The 23549-nt window shown below is 61.9% G+C and carries 23 protein-coding genes; 14 read left to right on the plus strand and 9 right to left on the minus strand.

What is annotated here, in order from left to right; translation table 11 throughout:
- Positions 1-96 precede the first annotated feature (96 nt).
- The 3 genes from LT42_RS10095 (at position 97) to LT42_RS10105 (ending at position 2062) form a co-directional block, all read left to right on the plus strand.
- Positions 97-1080: a 2-hydroxyacid dehydrogenase gene (locus LT42_RS10095; protein ID WP_037012042.1), complete on the plus strand. Its 984-nt coding sequence runs from the start codon at positions 97-99 to the stop codon at positions 1078-1080.
- Positions 1081-1223: 143 nt separating this feature from the next.
- Complete coding sequence (locus LT42_RS10100; protein WP_037012044.1) at positions 1224-1661, plus strand: hypothetical protein; 438 nt, start codon at positions 1224-1226, stop codon at positions 1659-1661.
- Positions 1658-2062, plus strand: coding sequence for an META domain-containing protein (locus LT42_RS10105; RefSeq protein WP_037012047.1), 405 nt, complete (start codon positions 1658-1660; stop codon positions 2060-2062). The genes LT42_RS10100 and LT42_RS10105 overlap by 4 nt, the downstream gene beginning before the upstream one ends.
- A gap of 34 nt (positions 2063-2096) precedes the next feature.
- On the opposite strand, the gene LT42_RS10110 is transcribed toward LT42_RS10105, so the two are convergent.
- The 7 genes from LT42_RS10110 to LT42_RS10140 form a co-directional block, all read right to left on the minus strand.
- Positions 2097-2651, minus strand: a complete 555-nt coding sequence (locus LT42_RS10110) for an ankyrin repeat domain-containing protein (protein ID WP_037012050.1) — start codon at positions 2649-2651, stop codon at positions 2097-2099.
- A gap of 70 nt (positions 2652-2721) precedes the next feature.
- A complete protein-coding gene (gene katB, locus LT42_RS10115; protein WP_037013212.1) occupies positions 2722-4197 on the minus strand; it encodes a catalase KatB in 1476 nt (491 codons plus the stop codon).
- 204 nt (positions 4198-4401) lie between these two features.
- The gene (locus LT42_RS10120; RefSeq protein WP_037012052.1) at positions 4402-5526 is read right to left on the minus strand and encodes an acyltransferase family protein; all 1125 of its coding nucleotides are present in this window, start codon (positions 5524-5526) and stop codon (positions 4402-4404) included.
- Between the two features lie 220 nt (positions 5527-5746).
- Positions 5747-6778, minus strand: coding sequence for a hypothetical protein (locus LT42_RS10125; RefSeq protein ID WP_037012056.1), 1032 nt, complete (start codon positions 6776-6778; stop codon positions 5747-5749).
- A complete protein-coding gene (locus tag LT42_RS25690) occupies positions 6775-8757 on the minus strand; it encodes a hypothetical protein (protein ID WP_152597618.1) in 1983 nt (660 codons plus the stop codon). The genes LT42_RS10125 and LT42_RS25690 overlap by 4 nt, the downstream gene beginning before the upstream one ends.
- The gene (locus LT42_RS10135; protein WP_037012059.1) at positions 8757-9650 is read right to left on the minus strand and encodes an SH3 domain-containing protein; all 894 of its coding nucleotides are present in this window, start codon (positions 9648-9650) and stop codon (positions 8757-8759) included. Before LT42_RS10135 ends, LT42_RS25690 begins: the two co-directional genes overlap by 1 nt.
- A gap of 137 nt (positions 9651-9787) precedes the next feature.
- Positions 9788-10612: an SDR family NAD(P)-dependent oxidoreductase gene (locus LT42_RS10140; RefSeq protein ID WP_276209509.1), complete on the minus strand. Its 825-nt coding sequence runs from the start codon at positions 10610-10612 to the stop codon at positions 9788-9790.
- Positions 10613-10803: 191 nt separating this feature from the next.
- On the opposite strand from LT42_RS10140, the gene LT42_RS10145 reads away from it, so the two are divergent.
- Positions 10804-12264, plus strand: a complete 1461-nt coding sequence (locus LT42_RS10145) for an MFS transporter (protein WP_037012063.1) — start codon at positions 10804-10806, stop codon at positions 12262-12264.
- 20 nt (positions 12265-12284) lie between these two features.
- Here the strand turns inward: LT42_RS10145 and LT42_RS10150 are convergent, their stop codons facing one another.
- The gene (locus tag LT42_RS10150; protein ID WP_037012065.1) at positions 12285-13136 is read right to left on the minus strand and encodes a LysR family transcriptional regulator; all 852 of its coding nucleotides are present in this window, start codon (positions 13134-13136) and stop codon (positions 12285-12287) included.
- A gap of 64 nt (positions 13137-13200) precedes the next feature.
- The gene (locus LT42_RS10155; protein ID WP_037012066.1) at positions 13201-13668 is read right to left on the minus strand and encodes a TlpA disulfide reductase family protein; all 468 of its coding nucleotides are present in this window, start codon (positions 13666-13668) and stop codon (positions 13201-13203) included.
- A 134-nt stretch (positions 13669-13802) separates the two neighbouring features.
- Here LT42_RS10155 and arsC point away from each other — a divergent pair, with 134 nt between their 5' ends.
- The 10 genes from arsC (at position 13803) to LT42_RS10205 (ending at position 23215) form a co-directional block, all read left to right on the plus strand.
- Complete coding sequence (gene arsC, locus LT42_RS10160; RefSeq protein WP_037012067.1) at positions 13803-14156, plus strand: arsenate reductase (glutaredoxin); 354 nt, start codon at positions 13803-13805, stop codon at positions 14154-14156.
- Positions 14153-14758, plus strand: a complete 606-nt coding sequence (gene wrbA / locus LT42_RS10165; RefSeq protein WP_037012069.1) for an NAD(P)H:quinone oxidoreductase — start codon at positions 14153-14155, stop codon at positions 14756-14758. Before arsC ends, wrbA begins: the two co-directional genes overlap by 4 nt.
- A gap of 243 nt (positions 14759-15001) precedes the next feature.
- Positions 15002-15673: a DNA-3-methyladenine glycosylase I gene (locus LT42_RS10170; protein ID WP_037012071.1), complete on the plus strand. Its 672-nt coding sequence runs from the start codon at positions 15002-15004 to the stop codon at positions 15671-15673.
- A 90-nt stretch (positions 15674-15763) separates the two neighbouring features.
- Positions 15764-16447 carry a GntR family transcriptional regulator gene (locus tag LT42_RS10175; protein ID WP_037012073.1) on the plus strand — a complete coding sequence of 228 codons (684 nt, stop codon included), beginning with the start codon at positions 15764-15766 and terminating at the stop codon, positions 16445-16447.
- An 810-nt stretch (positions 16448-17257) separates the two neighbouring features.
- A complete protein-coding gene (locus LT42_RS10180) occupies positions 17258-18208 on the plus strand; it encodes a 4-hydroxyproline epimerase (protein WP_037012074.1) in 951 nt (316 codons plus the stop codon).
- Entirely contained in the window at positions 18205-19341 is a 1137-nt protein-coding gene (locus tag LT42_RS10185; protein WP_037012075.1) for an NAD(P)/FAD-dependent oxidoreductase, read from the plus strand. The genes LT42_RS10180 and LT42_RS10185 overlap by 4 nt, the downstream gene beginning before the upstream one ends.
- Positions 19334-19570: a (2Fe-2S)-binding protein gene (locus tag LT42_RS10190; protein ID WP_037012076.1), complete on the plus strand. Its 237-nt coding sequence runs from the start codon at positions 19334-19336 to the stop codon at positions 19568-19570. Before LT42_RS10185 ends, LT42_RS10190 begins: the two co-directional genes overlap by 8 nt.
- The gene (locus tag LT42_RS10195) at positions 19567-20823 is read left to right on the plus strand and encodes an NAD(P)/FAD-dependent oxidoreductase (protein ID WP_037012077.1); all 1257 of its coding nucleotides are present in this window, start codon (positions 19567-19569) and stop codon (positions 20821-20823) included. The genes LT42_RS10190 and LT42_RS10195 overlap by 4 nt, the downstream gene beginning before the upstream one ends.
- 425 nt (positions 20824-21248) lie before the next feature.
- Positions 21249-22001, plus strand: coding sequence for an AraC family transcriptional regulator (locus LT42_RS10200; RefSeq protein ID WP_037013214.1), 753 nt, complete (start codon positions 21249-21251; stop codon positions 21999-22001).
- A gap of 401 nt (positions 22002-22402) precedes the next feature.
- Positions 22403-23215: an ABC transporter substrate-binding protein gene (locus LT42_RS10205; protein WP_037012079.1), complete on the plus strand. Its 813-nt coding sequence runs from the start codon at positions 22403-22405 to the stop codon at positions 23213-23215.
- Positions 23216-23549: the final 334 nt, after the last annotated feature.

Genomic DNA, 23549 nt, shown 5'->3' on the forward strand with positions numbered 1-23549 from the left:
TGAGAAATCGTATTCGCGGGCAAGCGCGCTACTACAGTGGGTTGGGTGACCGCCCCAACGCGTTCGAATCCAAGGCCCATCTTTTGAGGAGCAACCATGCGTACGCTTATCTACAGCAGCCAAACCTACGACCGCGAGAGCTTCCTGGCCGCGCAGGTCCCGGCGGACATCGAACTGCACTTCCAGCCCGCGCGGTTGACGCTGGACACCGTGGCGCTGGCCGAGGCGTATGAGGTGGTCTGCGCGTTTATCAATGACGACCTGAGCGCGCCCGTGCTTGAGCAACTGGCCGCTGGCGGCACCCGGCTCATCGCCTTGCGCTCGGCAGGTTTCAACCACGTCGACCTTGCTGCCGCCCAGCGTCTGGGCCTGAGCGTCGTTCGGGTGCCCGCCTACTCTCCCCATGCGGTGGCCGAGCATGCGGTGGCGTTGATCCTGTCGCTGAACCGCCACCTGCACCGCGCCTGTAACCGGACCCGCGACGGCGATTTCAGCCTCCACGGCCTGACCGGTTTCGACCTGGTGGGCAAGACCGTCGGCGTGGTCGGCACCGGACAGATTGGCGCCACTTTCGCGCGCATCATGGCGGGCTTCGGCTGCAAACTGCTGGCCTACGACCCTTACCCCAACCCGCAAGTCGAGGCGCTGGGCGCGCGCTATCTGCCCCTCGACGCCTTGCTCGCCGAAGCGCACATCATCAGTTTGCACTGCCCGCTCAACGACGACACCCGGCACTTGATCAACCCCGCGTCGCTATCACGCATGCAGCGTGGCGCGATGCTGATCAACACCGGACGCGGCGCGCTGGTCAACACGCCGGCATTGATCGACGCGCTGAAAACCGGCCAGCTGGGGTACCTGGGGCTCGACGTCTACGAAGAAGAAGCCCAGCTGTTTTTCGAAGACCGTTCGGACCTGCCGCTGCAGGACGATGTGCTCGCCCGCCTGCTGACATTCCCTAACGTGGTGGTCACCGCCCATCAGGCGTTTCTCACCCGTGAAGCACTGGGCGCCATTGCTCAGACAACGCTGGATAACATCAGCGGCTGGGCGACCGGTAGCCCGCAGAATCAGGTGTAGCCCGTCATTCCCGACTGCGCTCGTCCTGACGCAATCCGTTGCAGGCACACGCTGCGGCGCGGCAGATCAGCGCGGTCGTCTGCCGCGCGGCTGCGAGAACCCCGCCGCTAAGTGTTAGCATGCGCGCCTATTTGGAGACCCCCATGGCCGAACACGATTTTCGCTACAGCATGCTCACCCCTCAACACACCCTGATCGAATGCCGCAGCCTGGCCGTCGGTCGTTACCAAGTGACCGGCAACGGCGGCTCAATCAAGCCCGACGACGTTCTATTGGTCACCGTCAAAGGCAGCAAAGAGCTGTTCATGCGCCTGAACGTGGAAAAAGTCCGTCACCTGATCAACCCCACCGGCCAATGGGTGGCCGTGGCCAACGGCCCGGCGTTTACCGAGCTGGCGATTCACACCTGGAAGGTCAACTGCAACGACTGCGGCAAAGAGCGTGATATCGAATTCATGGTCGATGGCAAAGACGGCAAAAAAGCCCTGAAGCCCGCCGCCACTGCGCGCATTCAGGAGCTGGGCTGGAAGGTCGTGGGCGAGAACCACCTTTGCCCTGCCTGCGCGAAGAAAGCCGCATGAAATCGCTGTTGCTCACATTGCTCGCAGCCGTGCTGATAAGCGGCTGTGCCAGCGAGCCTTCACCTCTCAAGCAGGACCACGGCTACGTGCTGGAATGGATAGGCGAGCGTCCGTTGATCGACAACAGCCACCTGACCATGACCCTGGGCAACGACGGCCGCGCTTACGGCAACGCCGGCTGCAACCACTGGTTCGCGCCTTACCAATTGCAGGGCGAGACCCTGAGCTTCGGCCCGGTCGGCAGCACCCGCAAAATGTGCGCGCCGGCATTGATGGAGCAGGAGCATCGCTTCCTTGAAGCGCTGGGCAAGGTTCAGCGATGGGACATCTCGCCCATCGAGCAATTGCGCCTGTGGCCTGCCCAGGGCAAACCGTTGCGGTTTTGGCTGGAAGAGAACTGACTGCATCCGGACTCACGAATGCGCGCCGCGTGAGTCACCGGGTCGCCGGCAACGGCTGGAATTCCCCGCGCTCCAAACTCTGCACCCGGTTGCCCATGGCGTCCGTTGCATTGAGATCCGCACCTTTGGCGGCCAGTGCCTCAAGAATGTCTTTGCGATGAAACAGCGCCGCGTACATGGCGGCGGTCTGACCGGCGTTATTGCGTTGATCGGCCGCGCAGTCAGCGGCGACCAGTTGCCGAGCGATGCTGAGCTCGCCTTTGAAGATCGCCCCCATCAAGGCCGTGTTGCCCCTTAGATCCTTGGCGCAGGGATCGGCACCCGCATTCAGCAGTTGAGTAACGACCGCTTGTTGCCCGTGGTAAGCGGCGAGAATCAGAGCGGTGTAGCCTTTTTCGTCCTGTACGTTCAGATCGAACCTGGCATTGACGAACTCGCTGAGCATGTCCTGGCGGCCGTCTCGGGCGGCCTGAAAGAACAGCTCCCTGAGCTGCGCCTGGGTGTCGGCGGCGGTGCCGGTATCAGACGGACTGGCGTGGGCCATGCCCGCCGTCAGACACAGCAGCAACGCATACAGGGTTCTGCGCATGTGATGTCCTCCACAAGGTAATCGGTTCCAAAAGCCTCGGCCCGCCTTGCACGCGGGCCGAGGGGGTCGGTCAGTCCTGCAGTGCCGCGGCCAGTTGCTTGACCTTGGCCAGATCACCCTTGGCAACCTTGGCTACGCCGGTGCCGTATTCCGGGTCAGCCTTGTAGAGGAACGACAGCATGATGTTCTTGCTTTCGGCATCGGTCGTCGCCAGCGATTCACCAAAACTCTGAATCAGGTCCTTGCGGTCCTTCTCGCTATAGGAACGGTACAAGTCGCCCGCCTGCTTGAAGTTCTGCTCTTTCTGGATTTTGGCTTGCTGGGTGCTGCCGGACAACGGCAGTTGGCTGTAGCGCGCCTCTTCCACCGCTGGACGCGGGTTGAGTCGGCTTGGCTCGTAGTTCACGCCAGTGGTGGTGTGCCCGGTATTGAGCGGCCCGTCCTGGTTGCCGTTGTTGACCTTCACCCGTGGCGCGTTGATCGGCAGGCTCAGCACATTCGGGCCCACGCGATAGAGCTGCGTGTCAGCGTAGGAAAACACCCGACCTTGCAGCAGGCGGTCTTCCGAAGGCTCGATACCCGGCACGACGTTGGCGGGCGCCATGGCGACCTGCTCGGTTTCCTGGAAGTAGTTATCCACGTTCTTGTTCAAGACCATCTGGCCAATTTTGCGCTCAGGGATATTTGGCCAGATTTTGGTCGCGTCCAGCGGGTCGAAGTCGAACTTCGCCAGGTCCTCAGGCTTGACCACCTGGACGTACAGGTCCCACTTGGGAAAATCGCCCTTGTTGATGGCGGCAACCAGGTCGTTGGTCAGGTGGCTGTAGTCCTTGGACTGCACCTCGGCGACTTGCTGTGGATCGAGGTTTTTCAGGCCCTGCAGGCTTTTCCAGTGGAACTTCACATAGTTGACTTCGCCCTTGGCGTTCACCAGTTTGTAGGCGTGTACGCCGTTGCCGTCCATGGTCCGATAGCTGGCGGGTGTGCCTTCGTTGGAGTACAGCAGCGTCAAGGTGCGTGTGGCTTCCGGAACGTGCGAGAAGAAGTCGAAACGTCGCGAATCGTCATCCAGGTTGGTGCGCGGGTCAGGCTTGAAGGCGTGGACCATGTCCGGGAACTTGATCGCGTCACGGATGAAAAACGTCGGGAAGTTATTGCCGACCAGGTCCCAGTTGCCATCGGCCGTGTAGAACTTGGTGGCGAATCCGCGAGGGTCGCGCAGGGTTTCAGGGGAGTGGTTGCCGTGAACAACGGCCGAGAACCGCACGAATACCGGTGTGTGCTCGCCTTTGCTGAAGACCTTCGCTTTGCTCAGGTCAGAGGCGTCGTCGGAGGCGACGAATTCGCCGTGTACGCCCGTCCCACGCGCATGCACGACGCGCTCGGGAATGCGTTCGCGATCGAAGCGCTGGAGTTTTTGCAGCAATTGCACGTCTTGCAAGAGGACCGGGCCGTTGGGGCCGGCGGTTTGGGAGTTCTGGTTATCGCCGACGGCGGCGCCGTTGTCGCGGGTCAGGGTGTCTGCGTAAGCGGCAGAACTGACCATCAGGCTCGCGCCAATCAGGCTGGCGGCAATAGGGGAGCGGGGTAAGTACATCGTGGACTCTCTCTGTTTTGGTTGTTCTGAGAGTCAAAGCCTACGGTCCGAGCCCGTTATTCCTGAATTGGTTCTGGCTATGTGCTTGATAAATTAACAAATATTGACGCTGGCGTGGTTATCGGCGTAACGGCGGTAGAAGGACTCACTGCGTTAACCCGCGGGCACCATCCTGCGCCGCAGCAACTGCCTGCCCAACCCCTGCCCTTTGAGCTCGACGTAGTGGTAAGTGGCGCAGGAAACCGTCACCACCACCGCCAGAATCAGCAGCACCACGACGTTATTCGACCAGACCTGACCTGTGTCCAGGTAACGGATATCCCCGATCATGGGCGCGGCTTCCAGGCCGGTTTTCTTCTGCACCACCATAAACCCCGAAATCACGAAGAACAGCACGGCCAGATGGGTCAGATAGATCGAATAGGACCAGCGCCCCAGACGCGCGAAGAATTCGTACCTGAGCACCCGCGAGAGCGCGCCGCCATCGAAGGCAAACAACACGATGGTCACACAGAACACTGCGCTGGCGGCCAATGATTTTTGCTGCAACTGACTGGTCAGCACCGCCCAAATGGCGATGGCTGCCAGCGCTTCCAGCACGCTGAGCAGCGCAAAGCCCGGCGCTATCCTGCGTTTGAGATGGTTAAAGCACACGTAAGCCAGGGTTCCGGCGAAAAAACAACCCAGACCCTTTTGCGCGTAACTGGTCAGCACGTCCGCCTGACTGTAGAACAGCGCAAATCCGCTGAGGGCAACAACGGCCCACAGCAGGTAGCGGCCCGCCGATGCGGTGAGCATGGTTGCGGCGAAGACCATGTAGGTCCAGTACTCGATGCTGATGCTCCAGGCAGGGGTATTGAATGACAGGTTTTCCGTCAGGTGTGTCCAGCTTTGCAGCAGCAGCAGATTGGGCAGAATCTGCGAGGGCGCGTAGATGCCGGTGAACGGCGTCTGATTGAAGCCGAATCCGTGTTGGTAGGCGGCGTACTTGATGAACTCCAGGCCGACGAACACCGCGAGCATGACGGCATGCAGGGGCAAAAGGCGAAAGGTGCGAGAAACCAGAAAGTGGTTAAAATCCAGTTGCGGCTTGCTGCCGTAGGCATGAGCCATGACGAAGCCGCTGAGGACGAAGAAGAACTCGACGAACAGGTCGGCGTTGGAGAAGAAGGCCCACTCCGTGACGCTGCCGACCAGATGAGTGTGGTAGAGCACAACCGCTATCGCGCAAATACCGCGCAGGCTGTCCAGCGCGTGAAATCGTCTCACCTCTTGCATACGAATCCCCGATCAGTTGCTATCGCTCGAAAGCGCCTAAAGCAACCCATCGGGTTCGGCCGCAGTAATACCTCAGGCCAGACGATAGCCCAGCATTGATTTTGCGCAAGGGAAGTGGTCGAAGACGTGTGATGAAGTGAGGTCAAGGCCTGTTGAAGGCCCCTCCCTCAACGGGAGAGGCTTTCGATGTGTGCGGGGTTTCAGGCCGCTGGCGCCAGACCTACAGTGAACTCACCTCGGGATTCAACCGCTCCAGCACGCGCCTGCTATTGCCTCCTCCAAACACACTCATCAGGTCCATGACCCGTACCGGGTCTTTCGGGTCAATGCTCAACTGGATGCCGTCGTTTTTGCCCTTGAACAGCTTGACCATCAGCTCGCAGCCATCACTGAGCATCGGCGCATTCTGCCGCATGCCGCTTTCACAGTTCTTCTGCCAGTTATCCAGGCTTGTTTCAAACCAGGCCTGACGCTGTTTATCGGCGCTGCCGGCAAGCGGGTCCAATGGCGTTGCGTAACGCTGCTGCAGCAGCGCACTGCGCTTGACCATCCCCTTGTCCTGGAAGCTGACTTTCAGCTCGCTCAACTCAGCCCTTGCGAATGCGCCTTGCAACCCCTGAGCTGCGCCGCCGAGTACCGTATAGGCGTCCGTCCTGCTGCCGCGTTGCAAGTCGTTGACCGTACGGTGAAGGTCCTTGACGTTGTCCATGCGATAGCTGGCACTGAAGGTGAACAGGTCAGGCATGTCTACGAAGGTTTCGCCCGTCGCGCGGGTGGCGTCGTCATCCAGGTCAAGGAACAGCGTGAGGTCGAACGGTTTGAGTTGATTGCGCCCGCTGCTCAACAGAGGGCCAAAACCATTCATGCCCATGAAGCCTGCCCCCATCATGCTCGCCATGGCACCCAGGTTTTTGAGGCTCTGCAGAGAGCCGTCAGAAGCCTGAATGCCAGCGGCTTCCAGGCGAACACGGGAACGACTGTCGCTGTTGATCAGATCGGTCAACGTGACGGTGTCGGCATGCACACCGCCGGACTTACCGTTACCAAACTCGACGCCTTTGATCACGACCTTGCCGCCGAAGGGCGACGAGCTCACCGACGCCCAACTGAGGCTGTCATTGAGATGGTTGTCGTACACAAAGTCGTCCAGGCGCTTCTCGGCCTGCTTGCTGGCATAGGCACAGAGACCAAAGTAACCCGCGGCGAGAATCACCACAGCGGCAGCAGGGACAAGCAGTTTTTTCTGGATCATTGCACATCCCCCTCGATACTGCGGTCAGGCCAGGCCTGTTTGAATACCTGGCGCGCCGCGTCGGGTGTCCAGTTGTCGTCGCCCAACTGCATGCGCATGAGTTTCAGTGGATCACGCAGATCGCTGCAGCCCTCTTCGGCGCACGGCTGAAGGTAACTGACAGCGACCAGGGTCAGTGGCAGGTCTTCCCCGTCTCGCTTGACCGGATCCAGCGTGACGTTGCCTTTGGCCAGAAACCAACCCTTCTCGGGTTTTGAATTGGCACCCACGATGTCCAGCTGAGATTCATAGGGATAGTCGGTTTCCCAACGCCCGTCCGACTTGCCGCTTATGTGCACAATCTGGCTGTAGTCGGCTTTGCCGCCGGCCACCAGGCGGGCATACCCTCCTCCCGACATGGGTGAATAACTGACGTCGTTCAGCAGTCGAGACTGGATCTTTTTAAGGTCTTTGGTTTCAGTTTTCAGCCGGGCAAATTGCTCAAGTTGAGTCTGCGCCTGGTAGCCAGCCTGCTGAAGCTTGAGCTGTTCTTCAAACTGGCGCTGATTTTCGGCAGCACGTTGTCGCTCGGCCATCTGCGCCTCATGCATGAAGAGGTAGTTGTTGGCGTTTTGCGGGTTGAACTGCCAGCCTTTGGTGCTCCAGCTACGGTTGATATTGATTTCGTAAAGCCAGCTGTCGCGGTCATTTTTCAGCAGGCCCTGCGATAGATCCCGAACGGCGATGAAGTTAACGCCTGAGGTCTTCGGCTGAACCTGGTCCAGCGCGCTCAGCGCACTGAACACAGTGGTTTTAATGGTTTCAAGCTGGCGGAAAAGCTCCTGATTCTCAGCGACAGCCACCAGCGCCGGGTTGCGTGTATCCCAAGAGCCACTCCAGCTGTAAGACGCTCGCAGCAGGTAATGAATGCGGCTGGCCGGGTCACTGGCAAGCAGCATCAGGGCGTTCTTCTGGTTGTCGAAACCCACGATTGGCAGCGCCGGCGCCTGGCGATTGAACGCGATGCCCTTATGGAAGCTGCCCTCATATTCCTTCAGCTTCACCCCGTCTGCGCGCATGAGCACCACTGCGCCTTCGCCTGTGGCGTAGCCATCGGATCCGCAAGTCACACCGGTGGATTTTGCACTGACAAAGTTGGCGTCACCGTCCGGCTTGTAGGTGGTCCGAAACAGGCAGCCATTCTGGTCTTTGAGCTCGTAGAAAAAGGTCGCGGCTTTGATCGCATCGGCCTCGGCGGGCGGCGTCCAGCCGGACACCGCGAAAGCCGGCGCCACACGGGCGTTCGTCGCAGGCGCAGGTGATTCGGGCAGCGCAATCGGCTCAGGCGCTTGTGGGGGTGCAGCAGCGGGTACGGCTGCTGGCGGTGCTGGTGCAGGGGCTGGAGCTGCAGCCACTGCAGGCGCGGGTGGCGGAACTGGATCTGAAGCCGCAGAGGCTGCAGGTGCAGGATTTGCTGCCGCAGCAGGTTCAGGTGAAGGCACCGGGTTCGCCGCCGTAGCCGCAGCGAGTGCAGCGGGTACAGCGGGTACAGCTGCAGGTGCAGGAACAACGGGTGCGGAGGTCGGGTTTGGCTCAGGCACACGTGCGGCAGCGCTTTCAGAGCCCGATGCAGCCGACGCAGGGCTTGCCGCTACGTGGCTGGACCAATCCTCAGCCTTCGCGGCCGCGCCATTGGCAACAAGCTGACCTTGGGCGTTGTAGCTTTTCCAGGTCACCGTCGCAGCGCTCGGGCATTGGCTGGCAAGCAGGCCGCCCAGTTTAGGCAGCAGGCGCGCCACCGCTTCGTTATCCGGCGTGCCTGCGAAGGCAAAGCGCAACGCAAGCGGGTTGGTGCACCACGGCTGGTTGTCGGCATGGTCAACGAACACTTCGACGTTTTCGCCCTTGGAAAACGCCAGTCGGTACGCGGCCGCATGAACGTTCGCACACACGGCAAGCCCGAGCAGGGCCAGCGGCAATTGTTTACTCAGGTTTTTCATCAAATCAGTTCCCAGGCGCCGTCGCCTGCCTGGCAGGCCTTGACAGTCTGCTTCTCGGCTTGGCTGTCCTTGGCTTTGACGTCGTAGGTAATCGTGCGGCAGGTGGTTTGTGCAGTGAGCTTGTCTTCCACCGGCTTGGCATCGATGGCATCAAGATCTACGCCCTGTTTGGCGGCGCTGGCAGCGTCGAGGTTGTCCAGATCGGTGGCGCTGTCGGCAGGCGCCTGTTTGGCAGCATTGGCGGCAACCATGACAGGCTTGGGCGCCACGGCTTCCACCAGTGGGGCGTACACGTAGCCTACGGTCACGCCGCGGCGGCCGACCATGATCCAGTCGTTGTGGGTGCGGCCCAACGCCGTGAAGGTCGAGCTCGGCGGTAACCCACCCACTTTCTCGGCATTGCTGTCCGGCGCGCTGCGCAGGTTGGCCGATTTGATGGTCCGGTAGGGTTTGTTCAACACGGTCATGTCGGTGACCGGCTGGATCTTCGGCAGGCGCTTGACCGCCACTTGGCGCGCCTGGGTCTCGGTACTGACAGGGGTGATTTGCGCGCTGCTGCCGCTGTGATCGGACTGCCAGCTGCTGGCCTGCCCGTCCTGGTTTCTGCTGAGCACTTGCTGGGTCTGGACGGCGAGCGCCGCACGGTCAGCTTCATCCATCTTCGCGCCGATGGTTTTACCCAGCAATGCGCCGCCCAGGCCACCGATCAACATCGCTGCGGTTCGCCCGCCGCCCGAACCAATGCGGCTGCCGATTAGTACGCCAGCGGCGCCGCCAATGACCGTGCCGATGTTTTCCTTGTTAGCCCAGTCGGGACCCGACGTGGCGCAACCGGATGAAAAACCAATGCTCAATACGAGCAACGCGGCAGCGGTTTTTTTTGCAAGATCCATCGCACAGTCCTCTGGCGTAAAAGAGAAATCTGCAGGGATGGATCAGCACATCGGTGTGATCAAGCGGCCTTCATCCCTGAAGAAGTGCGCGGATTACACACAAATTCGAAAAGAGTCACAACAAGTTTCACGGTGCGTCAGATTTGCGACAAGCCTCCATCCACCATCAATTCCACGCCGTTCACGTATCGGGCGTCTTCAGATGCCAGGAACAGCGCCGCACTGGCGATTTCTTCGGGCTCTGCCATGTAGCCCAGGGGCGTGATCCGCTCGACGTGCTGGCGCAATGCAGCGATGTCGCTCTCGCTCATGTTGAGGCCGTTGTCCATTAGTGGCGTGCGGGTGAAGCCAGGGCTCAAAACGTTCGCGCGGATTCTACGGTCCTTGAGCTCATTGGCCCACGTGCGCGCAAAAGATCGCACTGCCGCCTTGGACGCGTTGTACAGGCTCAATCCTTCCATGCCGTTGCTGGAGCAAATCGAGGCGGTCAGGATGATGGAGGAAGCGTCCTTCATCAGGGGAAGAAGCGTCTGGACGCTGAAGAAAACGCCTTTGACGTTAACGTCAAACATGCCGTAGTAAGCGGCCTCGCTGGTTTTTCCCAGCGGATTTTTCTCGCATATTCCGGCGTTCGCGAACACGGCGTCCAGCCGGTCGCCCTGCCTTTCAATTGTGGCCTTGAGCGCATCTAGATCCGCCTGGCACGACACATTGGAGATCACCGCAACGGCCTTGTCGCCGAGCCTGTCAGCCGCCGCGCCCAGCGTGTCTGCTCCCCGTCCGGTGATGTAAACGCGTTTCGCTCCCTCGGCGATCAAGCCTTGTGCGATGGAAAAACCGATCCCCGTGGACCCGCCTGTTACGACGGCCACCTGCTGGGCGAATTTACCTGACATGTCTGACTTCCTGGTTGTGGATATTGGAGGTGGTCTGGAACGACCTCGCCCAATGATGAGCGTCATGGCAGCCGCGCGGCACTGACACGAATGAACGACCACCGTGCAGTTTTGTAAGGCGAAAAGGCGGCAGCATTCGCCTAAGTTGGGGCGCAGCGGTCTGGCCGGCCGGGCGAGACGCCTGTTCCAAACGGCCGGGTCTTTAATCTCTGTCTTTCTCTCGCTGCGAACCCTGAGTTCCGCACAGGATGTCTGTCATGTCCCGAACCGAAATTGAAATCGACGCGCCCGACCCTCGGCGCTGGTTGATGTTCGCCATATTGCTGGTAGGGGCGTTTCTCCCGCCTCTGGATTTTTTTATCGTTAACGTCGCGCTGCCGTCGATCCAGCAGGACCTGGGCACCGGGTCCTCGGCCGAGCAGTTGGTGATCTCCTCTTATGCGACGCTTTATGCCGTGACCCTGATAACCGGTGGGCGGCTTGGAGATCTGTACGGGCGGGGGCGGATGTTTTTCCTGGGTCTGCTGGGCTTCGCCGCGGCGTCGCTGATGTGCGGCCTGGCGGCGTCACCCGGGATGCTCATCCTGGGACGCGCCTTGCAGGGCGTGACCGCCGCCGTCATGGCGCCTCAGGCCCTCGCCTCGGTGCAGGCGATCTTCCCGGCGTCGCAAAGACCACTGGCATTAAGTCTGTATGGGGCTGTATTCGGGCTCGCGTCCGTGATCGGCCAAGCGCTGGGTGGCTTTTTGATTGCGGTCGACGTGATGGGCATGGGCTGGCGTGCGATTTTTCTGGTCAATCTGCCGGTGGCATTGCTGGTCATCGCGTTCGGCCTTCCGGTGCTCAAGGAAACCCGTGCGCGGCGCGCCAGCAAGCTCGACCTGGTGGGCACGGCATTGTCGATGCTGACACTGACTGCGCTGGTGGTGCCCTTGATTGAGGGGCGCGCAGCAGGATGGCCGCTGTGGGCATGGTTATCTCTGGCCGCAGCGCCCGTGCTGGCCGTGCTGTTCTGGCGCTATGAAACCCGCCTGCACCTGGCCGGCGGCACGCCCCTCCTCGACCCAGCTGCGCTAAAGGCGCCTGGTCTCGGCCGAGCTTTACTGGTCGCGCTGTGTTTCTACGCGGTCGGCGTGTTTTTTCTGATTTTTTCGGTGTACGTCCAAGGCGCGCTGCAGATGAGCGCACTGGACGCCGGGCTGATCTTTTTGCCCTTTGGAGCGGGATTTCTGCTCGGTCCCCTGTCGGTTCCTGCACTCAGGCGCATCCTTGGAGACTACGTGAATCCCGCTGGCATGGGACTGGAAGTCATCGGCTTTCTATGGCTCGGCTGGCTGGTGTCATCAACCCCGGCCGCGATCGCACCACCCTTCAGTTCCCTGGCCGTCATTCTGTTTCTGATTGGATTGGGGCAAGGGCTGGCGCTGCCGACCTTGATGCGCATGGTGACGGGCCGAGTCGCGCCAGCGTATGCCGGCATGATCGCAGGCATCACCAGCGCCACATTGCAGATCAGCACATCGCTGAGCGTCGCCCTGATTGGCGGCGTGTTCTATACGCTGCAAGGGGAACAGGCAACGACAGTCAGCATTACTCACGCCTTCACGGTCTCTGTTCTGTGCATCGCCGTCTGCCTGGCGGCAGGTGTTGCGCTGAGCCTGAGTCTGGTCCGCCAGCCTGTGCAGATAACGGAAACCTCGGCTGCGCGCTCGACCTGAGAAACGACGACCCTCCCGCTCTACCCTGCGCCGATCATGCTTGAGGCAAGGTCGGCCAGCGCACGCAACCGATCCATCTGGCGCATGTCCTGGTGATAGCCCATCCAGATGTCTCGTCCCGGTGGCGGCTCGTCCTCATCCAACCGTCGCAGCCCCGGCTCCGAGTCGCCCAGCACCCGGGGCAAGACGGCGACGCCCAGACCTTTCGCACACATTCGCGCCTGAACCGTTCGGCTACTGCTGGTGAACACGGTGCGTGCGAGCGGATAACGCTGCTGCAGCCATTGCACGTCAGGGTAGTGAGCCTGGGCGACATTCATGAGAATCAGGCCCAGGCCCTCGCCGTCAGTATTCGGCGCCGGGGCATGCAGCGCGGCGTAAAGTCCGTAGGGCAATGTGGTCAGCTTGCGATGGACGATGTCAGGTTCGGTAAAAGGGACGATCCGGAAGGCAATGTCGGCGTCCCGGCGGGCAAGGTCAAACAACCGATGCCCGGCGATGACCTCAGGAACGATCAGCGGATACCGCCGTACCAGTTCGCTGAGGACCGGCGACAGCACGTGGCAGGCGAACCAGTCCGCTGAGGAGATGCGCAACAGCCCTTCCGGCTGATCGCCATGCCCTGCCAGACGACGTTCGATGGCCAGGGCGCTGTGTTCCATGTCCTGCGCCAGACTGAGAATCTTCTCGCCGCTGTCGGTGAGTACCAGCCCTTGGGCAGTGCGCAGAAAAAACGGCTGCCCGCTGGTTTGCTCAAGCACTTGCAGGCGTCGCCCCACCGTCGGGTGACTGACCCCCAACTGCCGGGCGGCGCCACCCAGCGAGCCGCTGCGGGCAATCGCCAGAAACACCCGCATGTCACTCCAGTCCATGCCTCACCCCGTTCGAAAATAAAGGACGAGGCTGCAACAATGGCAGTCCCGCAGCAATACCGCCTCACCCCCTGCCCTTCAACTCCGTCAGTTTCTGCATGACGCCCGCTGCCGTCTGCTCGCCCATCAGTTGCTCGCGCACCTTGCCCTTGTCGTCGATGATGTAGGTCACCGGGAGGGCTCCGCTTTTGGGGAGGTCGTAATGCTCGGCGGGGTCTTGGGCCAGCACAGTGAATGTGATGCCGAGTGCCTTGCTGGCGCTCTTGAGGTCTTCACCTTGCAGGTTGTCGAAATTGACACCGAAGACGCTGACGTTCTGATCTTTCAATTGCTCGGACAGCCGGTTCAGCTCGGGGATTTCTGTCCGGCACGGACCGCACCATTCGGCCCAGTAATTGACCACCAGCCAGTGCTTGTCGATGCGGTTGCTGGCCACTTTCTGGCCGTTCTGGTCCGTGCCCAGGTCCACGCCGCAGCCGCTGAGCAACAGACTTCCCACCAGCGCTGCTACCGCTGCCAATCGCCTTGCCATGATGCCGTTTCCTTCTGCGTGCTGTTTATTCCGGCTCTTCGCGGTGTCGGTTGTGCATCGTTCACCGCCTGATACCGGTCATTGCCGTGACGAAGGTAGAATAGCCGCCACCTCAGGCAAGATGCGACCTGCAAATGACCGAACTGACGCTCTACCACAACCCGCGTTGCAGCAAATCCCGTGGCGCGCTGGAATTGCTCGAAGCCCGCGGCCTGACGCCGACCCTCATCCGTTACCTGGAAACCCCTCCCGACGCGGCGCAATTGCGCGACCTGCTGAGCAAGCTCGGCATTGGCGCGCGTGCACTGATGCGCACCGGTGAGGAGGAGTACAAAACCCTCAATCTGGCCGACACCGGCCTCAGCGAAGAACAACTGATCGCTGCGATGGCGGCGCAACCCAAGTTGATCGAACGCCCGATTTTCGTCGTTGGCGACAAGGCCGTGATTGGCCGCCCGCCGGAAAACATCCTGGAGATCCTGCCGTGAGTGCGCCTTATATTCTGGTTTTGTTTTACAGCCGCAACGGCGCGACGGGCGAGATGGCCCGGCAGATCGCCCGCGGTATCGAGATGGGCGGGATGGAGGCGCGGTTGCGCACCGTTCCGGCCGTGTCCACCGACTGCGAAGCGGTGGCCCCGAGCATTCCGGAGACCGGCGCCTTGTACGCCACGCTGGACGATCTGAAAAACTGCGCCGGCCTGGCGCTGGGCAGCCCGACCCGCTTTGGCAACATGGCCGCGCCCTTGAAGTACTTCCTCGACGGCACCAGTAACCTGTGGCTGACCGGCGCGCTGGTGGGCAAACCTGCCAGCGTGTTCACCTCCACCGCCAGCTTGCACGGCGGCCAGGAAACCACGTTGCTGTCGATGCTGCTGCCGCTGCTGCACCACGGCATGCTGATCAGCGGCCTGCCGTACAGCGAAGCGGCATTGGTCGAAACCCGTGGCGGCGGCACGCCTTATGGCGCGAGCCATCACGCAGGGGCCGACGGCAAGCGCGCGCTGGATGAGCACGAAACCGCGCTGTGCCGCGCACTGGGCCAGCGTCTGGCGAAAACCGCGCTGCTGCTGGATCCCGCCAAGGGCTAACAACCGCAGGCAGTGCTCGCGCTCGATTGTGGGAACCCCTTGCTCAAACCGGGTCGAATGCACAGCTTTGTGAACGCGCACCGGGGCTGAGCCGCAGCGACCTGTCCGAGACGTCGTTATCGACTGATACGACGATTCTTGGCTGCGGCCCAGACCCAGCGCGCCCCTGCAAGGGAACGGCGTCAACATTCGTAACCGGTTTTGAGCAGCGATCGCGCACATGAATTTTGTTTTGGAGAGGGCATGCAAGACTACAAATGGCTGAATGAATACTGTCTCAACCGCTTTGGTTCCGCCGCCGCCCTTGAGGCGCATCTGCCCACCCCTGCCACGCCGAAGAAACTCAAGGCCCTGACTGACGACCGCTACCTGTCGACCATGGCGCTACGGGTATTTCGTGCCGGCCTCAAACACAGCCTGGTGGACGCCAAATGGCCGGCCTTCGAGCAGGTCTTCTTCGGCTTCGACCCGGAAAAAGTCACGCTGATGGGCGGCGACCATCTGGAACGCCTGATGCAGGACGCGCGGATCATCCGCCACCTGGGCAAGCTCAAGAGCGTGCCGCGCAACGCGCAATTGATCCTCGACATCGCCCATGAACACGGCAGCTTCGGCAATTTCATCGCCGACTGGCCAGTGACCGACATCGTCGGGCTGTGGCGCTATCTGTTCAAGCACGGCAACCAGATGGGCGGGCTGTCGGCGCCCCGTTTCCTGCGCATGGTCGGCAAGGACACCTTCATCCCCAGCCATGACGTGGTGGCTGCGCTCAACGCCCAGAAAATCGTCGACCGCGTGCCGAGCAGTCAGCGCGATCAGGCAGCGGTGCAGACGGCGTTCAACCAGTGGCACGCCGAGAGCGGCAGGCCGATGAGCCAGCTGTCGATGATGCTGTCTTACACCGCCAACCACTGATCGCTTTCCCGGCAGAGCAAAAAGACACAGCGCGTAACAAATCGGCGGTCGTATACAATATTCGCCATCCGTTCCTGCCGAGTCATTCGCGTGCCTTTTCTTCTTTCTGACGCCCCCAACCTCGGCGTCGCGCCCTCCGCGTCCGAGGTGATCTCCAAATACCTGCGCGAGTCGATCATCTCGGGGCAATTCGCCGAGGACGAGCCGATTCGCCAGGACGACATTGCCCGGGTGTTCAACGTGAGCAAGATTCCGGTCCGTGAAGCCCTGAAGCGCCTGGAGGCCGAAGGACTGGTGCAATTCCAGCGCAACAAGGGCGCCGTGGTCACGCGGATTTCCGAGCCGGAGCTGGCGCAGATTTTCGAAGTGCGGGTGCTGCTGGAGGTCCAGGCCATACGCCTTGCAGTGCCAAGAATGACCGCCGCCCAGCTTGATCGGGCTCAGGCGATTTGCGATGAGTTCATGAGCGACGACGACATCGGGCGCTGGGCAGAGCTGAACTGGGCGTTCCACACCTGCCTGTACGAGGCGGCGCAACGGCCGTTTTTGCTGAACATGATTCGTTCGATCCACGACAAGGTCGAACGCTACCTGCGCGTGCAGATGAGCTTTGACGAGGGCAAAGAACGCGCCGATCAGGAACACCGCGAGATCCTCAAGGCCTGTGCCGATCGTGATGTCGACAAGGCCGCCGAATTGATCGAGCACCACATCATCGGTGTCTGCCGAACGCTATACGCCCACCTCCCCCACGCAGTCCTCAGCGAAATCTGAGCGGTCAGCCGCTGTGCCGATTTCGTCATCGTGACGGGCGAAATCGGTCAAGACCCCGGGCCTGCTTCGCGGCACTCTGATCGGAATCGAAACGCAGCGCGCTGCTCTACGTGGCAGCGGATAGGTACGCAGTGCTCTACGTGGGACCAGAGAGGTACGCAGTGCTCTAAGTGGGACCGGCTTTAGCCGGGAAGACGCCAGCGGCAACAACCTGAATTTTGCAGCGTGACGGCCAATGCCTTCCCGGCTGAAGCCCTACCTCACGGCGCTGCCAGCTCCCAAGATGTACGCAGTGCTCTACGTGGGACCGGCTTTAGCCGGGAAGACGCCAGCGGCAACAGCCTGAATTTTGCAGCGTGACGGCCAATGCCTTCCCGGCTGAAGCCGGTCCTACCACACGGCGCTGCCAGCTCCCGGGATGTACGCACTGCTTTAAGTGGGACCGGCTTCAGCCGGGAAGAGGCCAGCGGCAACAACCTGAATTTTGCAGCGCGACGGCCAATGCCTTCCCGGCTGAAGCCGGTCCTACCACACGGCGCTGCCAGCTCCCGGGATGTACGCAGTGGTTTAAGTGGGACCGGCTTCAGCCGGGAAGACGCCAGCGGCAACAGCCTGAATTTTGCAGCGTGACGGCCAATGCCTTCCCGGCTGAAGCCGGTCCTACCTCACGGTGCTGCCAGCTCCCAAGATGTACGCAGTGCTCTACGTGGGACCGGCTTTAGCCGGGAAGAGGCCAGCGGCAACAACCTGAATTTTGCAGAGACACAACCAACGTCGTTCCGGCGCAGGCCAGACCTACCAGGGGAATACATGAAACGCATCCAGATCCTTGACTCCCACACTGGCGGTGAACCGACGCGTCTGGTGCTGGATGGTTTTCCCGACCTCGGCCGAGGCAGCATGGCTGAACGGCGTCAGCGCCTTGCCGACGAATTCGATGACTGGCGCGCCGCCACGGTGCTCGAGCCGCGCGGCAGTGACGTGCTGGTCGGCGCGCTGCTGTGTGAGCCGGTCGACCCTGAAGCCTGTGCTGGCGTGATCTTTTTCAACAACACCGGCTACCTCGGCATGTGCGGCCACGGCACCATTGGCCTGGTGGTGTCGCTGGCCCACCTGGGCAAAATCGGCCCCGGCGTCCATCGCATCGAAACCCCGGTCGGCACCGTCCAGGCCACTCTGCATGAGGACCGCTCGGTCAGCGTCGACAACGTCCCCTCCTACCGCTATCGCAAGCATTTCGTCGTCGAAGTGCCCGGTCTCGGCAGTGTCACCGGCGACATCGCCTGGGGTGGCAACTGGTTTTTCCTGATCGCCGACCATGGCCTCAGCGTCGCCGCCCATAATCTCGATGCCCTCACCGACTACACCTGGAAAGTCCGCCAGGCGCTGGAAAGCCAAGGTATCCGGGGAGAAGACGGCGGCATCATCGACCACATCGAGCTGTTTGCCGACGACGATCACGCCGACAGCCGCAATTTCGTGCTGTGCCCCGGCAAAGCCTACGACCGCTCGCCCTGCGGCACCGGCACCAGCGCCAAACTGGCCTGCCTGGCCGCCGACGGCAAACTCGAGCCCGGCACGCTCTGGCAGCAGGCCAGCGTCATCGGCAGTCAGTTCGAAGGCAGTTTCGTCTGGCTGCACGGCGAGCGTCAGGTCGGGGATCGGATCGTGCCAACCATCCGAGGCCGCGCCTACATCAGCGCCGAAGCGACCCTGTTGCTGGATGACGAAGACCCGTTCGCCTGGGGCATCCGCGCGTGACCGACAGCCCTGCGCTCAAAGGCGACGCCGCGGATGTGATCATCATCGGCGGCGGGATCATCGGTGCGGCCTGCGCCGATGAACTGGCGTCACGCGGACTGCATGTGCTGGTGCTGGATTGTCAGCGCCCCGCCGCAACCGCTGCCGGCATGGGCCACCTGGTAGTGCTCGACCACAGTGAGGCCGAGCTGGCGCTGGGCGAATACTCGGTCCGGGCTTGGCGCGAGCTGGCAGCGCAGATGCCGGAGGACTGCGCGATGCGCACCAATGGCACGATGTGGCTGGCCTGCAACGAAGAAGAAATGGCCGAAGCCGAGCGCAAGCAGGTGGCGTTAAGTGCCTACGGTCTGAGCTGCCAGCTGCTGACCGGTGCCGAGCTGGCCCGCGCCGAGCCGTCCTTGCGCCCCGGCCTGTTGGGCGCCTTGAAGGTCAGCGGCGACGGCATTCTCTACGCGCCCAATGCTGCGCGCTGGCTGTTGCAACGCCAGGGCCGGCGGATTACCCGGCGTCAGGCCGAAGCGGTCGAGTTACAGGGCAACCGCGTACGACTGGCCAGCGGCGAATGGCTGCAAGCCCCGGCGGTGGTGCTGGCCAGCGGCATTTATGCCCGCGAGCTGTGCCCGGATTTACCGCTGCAGGCGAAGAAAGGTCACCTGCTGATCACCGACCGTTACCCGGCGCAGATCGCCCACACGCTGGTAGAGCTGGGCTATGTCACCAGCGCGCACAAGGGCAATGGCCCCTCGGTCGCGTTCAACGTGCAGCAGCGCCCGACCGGCCAGCTGTTCATCGGCTCATCGCGGCAGTTCGACAACCATAACCCGGACATTGACGCGACCATGCTCGGGCGGATGCTGCGCCGGGCCATGGACTTTCTTCCTGGCCTGGGCGAGATGAACGGGATTCGCAGCTGGACCGGCTTTCGTTCTGCCAGCCCCGACGGCCAGCCGTTGATTGGCGAACACCCGCATCAGCCCGGGCTGTGGCTGGCGGTCGGGCATGAAGGGCTCGGCGTGACCACCGCGCCAGGCACCGCGCATTTGCTGGCAGCGCAAATGCTGCGTACTCAACCGCCTCTCGACCTGCAACCGTATTTGCCCCAACGATTTATCGGAGCCCACACCCATGCCTGAGTTGAGCATTGATGGTCTGCCGCATCGCTTTGTCCCGGGCACCACGGTGGCGGCCGCGTTGATGTCCAGCGGCGACCGCTGCAGTCGCACGTCGGTCAGCGGGCAGCGTCGCGCCCCGCTGTGCGGGATGGGGATTTGTCAGGAATGCCGAGTGAACATCGATGGTATGCGCCGGCTGGCCTGCCAGACGCTGTGCCGCGACGGCATGCAGGTCGAGACGCGACCATGACCGAGCATGTCGATCTGCTGATCATCGGCGCAGGCCCCGCCGGAATGGCCGCTGCATTGGCGGCGGCGCCTCGCGGGCTCAACATTGCCGTGCTCGATGACAACCCGCTGCCGGGCGGGCAGATCTGGCGTGACGGCCCTCAGGCGCACGTGCCTCAACAGGCCCGGGACATGCGCGCGCAGTTACAACAACTGGACAATGTGCGCGTACACAGCGGCTGCAAGGTGATCGCTCTGGCGGGGCCGAAGCGCTTGCTGCTGGAAGACGCCGAGCGCGGCTGGGTGCTGGGTTACGACACGCTGATTCTGTGCACGGGCGCGCGCGAACGCCTGCTGCCCTTCCCCGGCTGGACGCTGCCGGGCGTCACCGGCGCGGGCGGGCTGCAGGCGCTGATCAAAGGCGGTTTGCCGGTCGCCGACGAACGCGTCGTCATTGCCGGCAGTGGCCCGCTGCTGCTGGCGTCGTCCGCTACCGCGCAGAAACACGGCGCGCAGGTAGTGCGCATCGCCGAACAGGCCCCTTTGGCCGCCGTCGCAGGATTCGCCGCCGGGTTGTGGCGCTGGCCGAACAAGGCCATACAGGCCATCACGCTGGGCAGCGCCGTCTACCGAACCTCGGCCCACGTGCTGGCGGCATTGGGAAGGGATCGCCTTGAGGCTGTGCGGGTCAAGGTGGGTGACAAGGTAGAAGAACTCGCCTGCGAGCGTCTGGCCTGCGGTTTCGGTCTGGTGCCCAACGTCGAGATCGCCAGTGCCTTGGGCTGCGCCGTGCGGGATCAGGCCGTGGTGGTGGATGACTGGCAGGCCAGCAGCGTCGCCGATCATTATGCTGCGGGTGAGTGCACCGGTTTCGGCGGCGGCGAACTGGCGTTGGTTGAAGGGCGCATCGCCGGGCTGGCGGCCATCGGCGCACGCGACGAGGCGCGAAAAATGTGGGCGGAACGGCGTCGCTGGCAGGGTTTTGCAGATCGCTTGAACACAGCCTTCAGCCTTGACCCGGCACTGAGAACGCTGGCGCAGCCGGATACTGTCGTGTGCCGCTGCGAGGATGTGCGCCACGCCGACCTCGTCGAGCACGGCAACTGGAGCCATGCCAAGCTCGCCACCCGTTGCGGGATGGGCGCTTGTCAGGGGCGCGTCTGCTCGACCGCTGCGCAGACCTTGTTCGGCTGGGACCCGCCACAGCTGCGCCCACCCTTCAGCCCCGCGCGGATTTCAACGCTGGCCTGCCTGGATGAGGGTGACGTGGTTTAGGGGGAACCCAGAGTAAAGGATGGCGGGGGCAACACCCAGGCTACTTCTCGCTCATGAGGGACAGGCTCTTTTGATACCTCGACCTGTTCGTTCGCAGGGGGAAGCTGCGGTGACAGACCCGCCGCCTTCGCGACCGTCGTAACCTCCGATTGCTCCTACAGTGGCATTGCGCCCGGCGCGGGATTTGAGGGTGTCATCGTCTGAATTTATCTCGGCCAGTTCACCGCAACTGTAGGAGTGAGCTTGCTCGCGAAGGCGGCGTTGCAGACGCAGGATATTCAGCGGTTGCACCCACGTATTCGCGAGCAAGCTCACTCCCACAGTCCCCGCGGCAACTGGAGAATCGGGCCCCCTCGACTAGGCGGCGCATGGCAGATGTCGCATGATCGGCTTTATCTTCCAGTCCGGCTGCCCCACCCGTGAACATGATCGACCTCCTCCCCGCCACGCCGCTGCACGACCTGGACCAACTGCTCGCGAGCCTGGCGCAGGTCGCGCCGCTGTTCGATGCGATTCCCGGCGTCGTGTTCTTCGTCAAGGACGCCCGGGCGCGCTATGCGCTGGTCAATCAAACGCTGGTGCAGCGCTGCGGCTACAAGGCAAAGAATCAGATTGTAGGCCTGACCGCCGAAGAGGTATTTCCCGCGCGCTTCGGGCCGCTGTACACCGCGCAGGATCGTCGCGTGCTGGCCGATGGTAGGCAATTGAGCGATCAGCTGGAGCTGCACTTGTATTACGGCAACCAGCCGATCTGGTGCCTGACCCACAAAATCGCCCTGCGCGACCATGACGGCGTGATCATCGGGCTGGCGGGTATTTCACGGGATCTGCAAACGCCGCAAACGACCCAGCCGGCCTATCAAAAGCTGGTGGAGGTCGACCGCTACATCCGCGAACACTTCGCCCGCCCCATCACCCTGCAGCAACTGACCGCCATCGCCGGGCTCTCGATCGCGCAGCTGGAGCGGCACTGCAAACGCATTTTTCAACTCACGCCACGGCAGATGATCCACAAGGCGCGGCTGGGCGAAGCGTCGCGGCTGTTGCAGGAAGACCTGTCGATCACGGAAGTCGCCCTGCGCTGCGGTTACACCGATCACAGCGCGTTCAGCCGCCAGTTTAAGGCCTTGACCGGCGCGTCACCGAGCGAGTATCGGGAGACGCGAAAGAGCGTCTGAATTCCTGCCATTCATTTCGATGATCACCTATTTTTTTTTGCGGGACCGGCTTTAGCCGGGTAGGGGCCAGTGTGGACGCCTAAGTACTTGCAGTGTGACCACTGACGCATTCCCGGCTGAAGCCGGTCCCACAGGTGATCGCAATCCGTTGAATACTTGCCGTGCGGGGCGATATCCCCACCCTTTCGCCTTACATCAACGTGCACCTATGAAGCACACCGCGCATTCCTGCTCCTTTATGTAACACCCATCACCTCGCTCGAAAGACGCCCTCCCCGGCCAACGCGCTGATCCAGAGCCCTGCACGACGGCCCCACAAAACGGGCACGCTGCATGCATATCAAATATCGTATACGAAATTACCTAACCGGCCGTTTCTCATCTGCACGCACGAGGCTTTTATGAAAAACCAAGCTGTCGCCGTTGCTCTTCTCGCCGTCATGACCTCATCGATCCTCAACACTGCGCAGGCCGACAAGCTCGATGACATCATCGACTCCGGCAAACTGCGCTGCGCGGTGACGCTGGACTTCCCGCCCATGGGCTCGCGCGATGATAAAAACAACCCGGTCGGGTTCGATGTGGATTACTGCAACGACCTGGCGAAGGTGCTCGGCGTGACGGCCGAAGTGGTCGAAACCCCGTTCCCGGACCGCATCCCTGCGCTGGTCTCGGGTCGTGCCGACGTGATCGTGGCCTCGACCTCGGACACACTGGAACGGGCCAAAACGGTCGGCATGACCATTCCGTATTTCGCGTTCCAGATGGTCGTGCTGACCCGCGAAGACGCAGGCATCAACAGCTACGACGACCTCAAAGGCAAGGACGTCGGCAACACCAGCGGCACCTTCGAAGCCATCGCGCTGGAGAAGGACCAGAAAAAATGGGGCAGCGGCAGTTTCCGCGCGTACCAGACCCAGAACGACACCATTCTCGCGGTTGCCCAGGGCCACATCAAAGCGTCCGTGGTCACCAACACCGTCGCCGCTGCGACGATCAAATCAGGCAAATACAAAGGCCTGAAAATCGCCGGCAACGCGCCCTACACCATCGACTACGTTTCCCTTGCAGCGAAGCGCAACGAGTACGGGTTGATTCACTACCTGAACCTGTTCGTGAACCAGCAAGTGCGGTCAGGCCGTTACGCCGAGCTGTATGAAAAGTGGGTAACGGGCAAGCCGGTCGACCTCACCGTGCCGGGGGTTTACTACTGATTCGTGGCGCCGAGGCCTGGCCAGATCGTTACCCCGCAAGCGCGGGAACGATCACCAGCGCCGCTACCCCGCCGAACGCAAAACCTGTAGGAGCCGGCTTGCTGGCGAACGCGGTGGGTCAGCTGCCAATGAGCACACAGACAAATGGCTTTCGCGGGCAAGCGCGCTCCTACAGGTGCGATGCAATCAGCCCGATGATCGTTTCAACGCTCCGCGTGGGCATGCATCTCCTGACGCTCTGCGTCAGAACCACAACGCGGAGCGTTGCAGGCGGCGTTACCACGCTCCGCGTGGGAACGATCATTGACGTCACCCGCAACCGATTCACTCACTC

The sequence above is a fragment of the Pseudomonas lutea genome (assembly GCF_000759445.1).
In the GTDB taxonomy this organism is placed as follows: domain Bacteria; phylum Pseudomonadota; class Gammaproteobacteria; order Pseudomonadales; family Pseudomonadaceae; genus Aquipseudomonas; species Aquipseudomonas lutea.

What these genes read in the sequence shown, in the direction of transcription:
- LT42_RS10095 (WP_037012042.1), top strand. Translation starts at nt 97, where the DNA reads ATGCGTACGCTTATCTACAGCAGCCAAACCTACGACCGCGAGAGCTTC.
- LT42_RS10100 (WP_037012044.1), top strand. Translation starts at nt 1,224, where the DNA reads ATGGCCGAACACGATTTTCGCTACAGCATGCTCACCCCTCAACACACC.
- LT42_RS10105 (WP_037012047.1), top strand. Translation starts at nt 1,658, where the DNA reads ATGAAATCGCTGTTGCTCACATTGCTCGCAGCCGTGCTGATAAGCGGC.
- LT42_RS10110 (WP_037012050.1), bottom strand. Translation starts at nt 2,651, where the DNA reads ATGCGCAGAACCCTGTATGCGTTGCTGCTGTGTCTGACGGCGGGCATG.
- katB (WP_037013212.1), bottom strand. Translation starts at nt 4,197, where the DNA reads ATGGTCAGTTCTGCCGCTTACGCAGACACCCTGACCCGCGACAACGGC.
- LT42_RS10120 (WP_037012052.1), bottom strand. Translation starts at nt 5,526, where the DNA reads ATGCAAGAGGTGAGACGATTTCACGCGCTGGACAGCCTGCGCGGTATT.
- LT42_RS10125 (WP_037012056.1), bottom strand. Translation starts at nt 6,778, where the DNA reads ATGATCCAGAAAAAACTGCTTGTCCCTGCTGCCGCTGTGGTGATTCTC.
- LT42_RS25690 (WP_152597618.1), bottom strand. Translation starts at nt 8,757, where the DNA reads ATGAAAAACCTGAGTAAACAATTGCCGCTGGCCCTGCTCGGGCTTGCC.
- LT42_RS10135 (WP_037012059.1), bottom strand. Translation starts at nt 9,650, where the DNA reads ATGGATCTTGCAAAAAAAACCGCTGCCGCGTTGCTCGTATTGAGCATT.
- LT42_RS10140 (WP_276209509.1), bottom strand. Translation starts at nt 10,612, where the DNA reads ATGACGCTCATCATTGGGCGAGGTCGTTCCAGACCACCTCCAATATCC.
- LT42_RS10145 (WP_037012063.1), top strand. Translation starts at nt 10,804, where the DNA reads ATGTCCCGAACCGAAATTGAAATCGACGCGCCCGACCCTCGGCGCTGG.
- LT42_RS10150 (WP_037012065.1), bottom strand. Translation starts at nt 13,136, where the DNA reads ATGGACTGGAGTGACATGCGGGTGTTTCTGGCGATTGCCCGCAGCGGC.
- LT42_RS10155 (WP_037012066.1), bottom strand. Translation starts at nt 13,668, where the DNA reads ATGGCAAGGCGATTGGCAGCGGTAGCAGCGCTGGTGGGAAGTCTGTTG.
- arsC (WP_037012067.1), top strand. Translation starts at nt 13,803, where the DNA reads ATGACCGAACTGACGCTCTACCACAACCCGCGTTGCAGCAAATCCCGT.
- LT42_RS10170 (WP_037012071.1), top strand. Translation starts at nt 15,002, where the DNA reads ATGCAAGACTACAAATGGCTGAATGAATACTGTCTCAACCGCTTTGGT.
- LT42_RS10180 (WP_037012074.1), top strand. Translation starts at nt 17,258, where the DNA reads ATGAAACGCATCCAGATCCTTGACTCCCACACTGGCGGTGAACCGACG.
- LT42_RS10190 (WP_037012076.1), top strand. Translation starts at nt 19,334, where the DNA reads ATGCCTGAGTTGAGCATTGATGGTCTGCCGCATCGCTTTGTCCCGGGC.
- LT42_RS10195 (WP_037012077.1), top strand. Translation starts at nt 19,567, where the DNA reads ATGACCGAGCATGTCGATCTGCTGATCATCGGCGCAGGCCCCGCCGGA.
- LT42_RS10200 (WP_037013214.1), top strand. Translation starts at nt 21,249, where the DNA reads ATGATCGACCTCCTCCCCGCCACGCCGCTGCACGACCTGGACCAACTG.
- LT42_RS10205 (WP_037012079.1), top strand. Translation starts at nt 22,403, where the DNA reads ATGAAAAACCAAGCTGTCGCCGTTGCTCTTCTCGCCGTCATGACCTCA.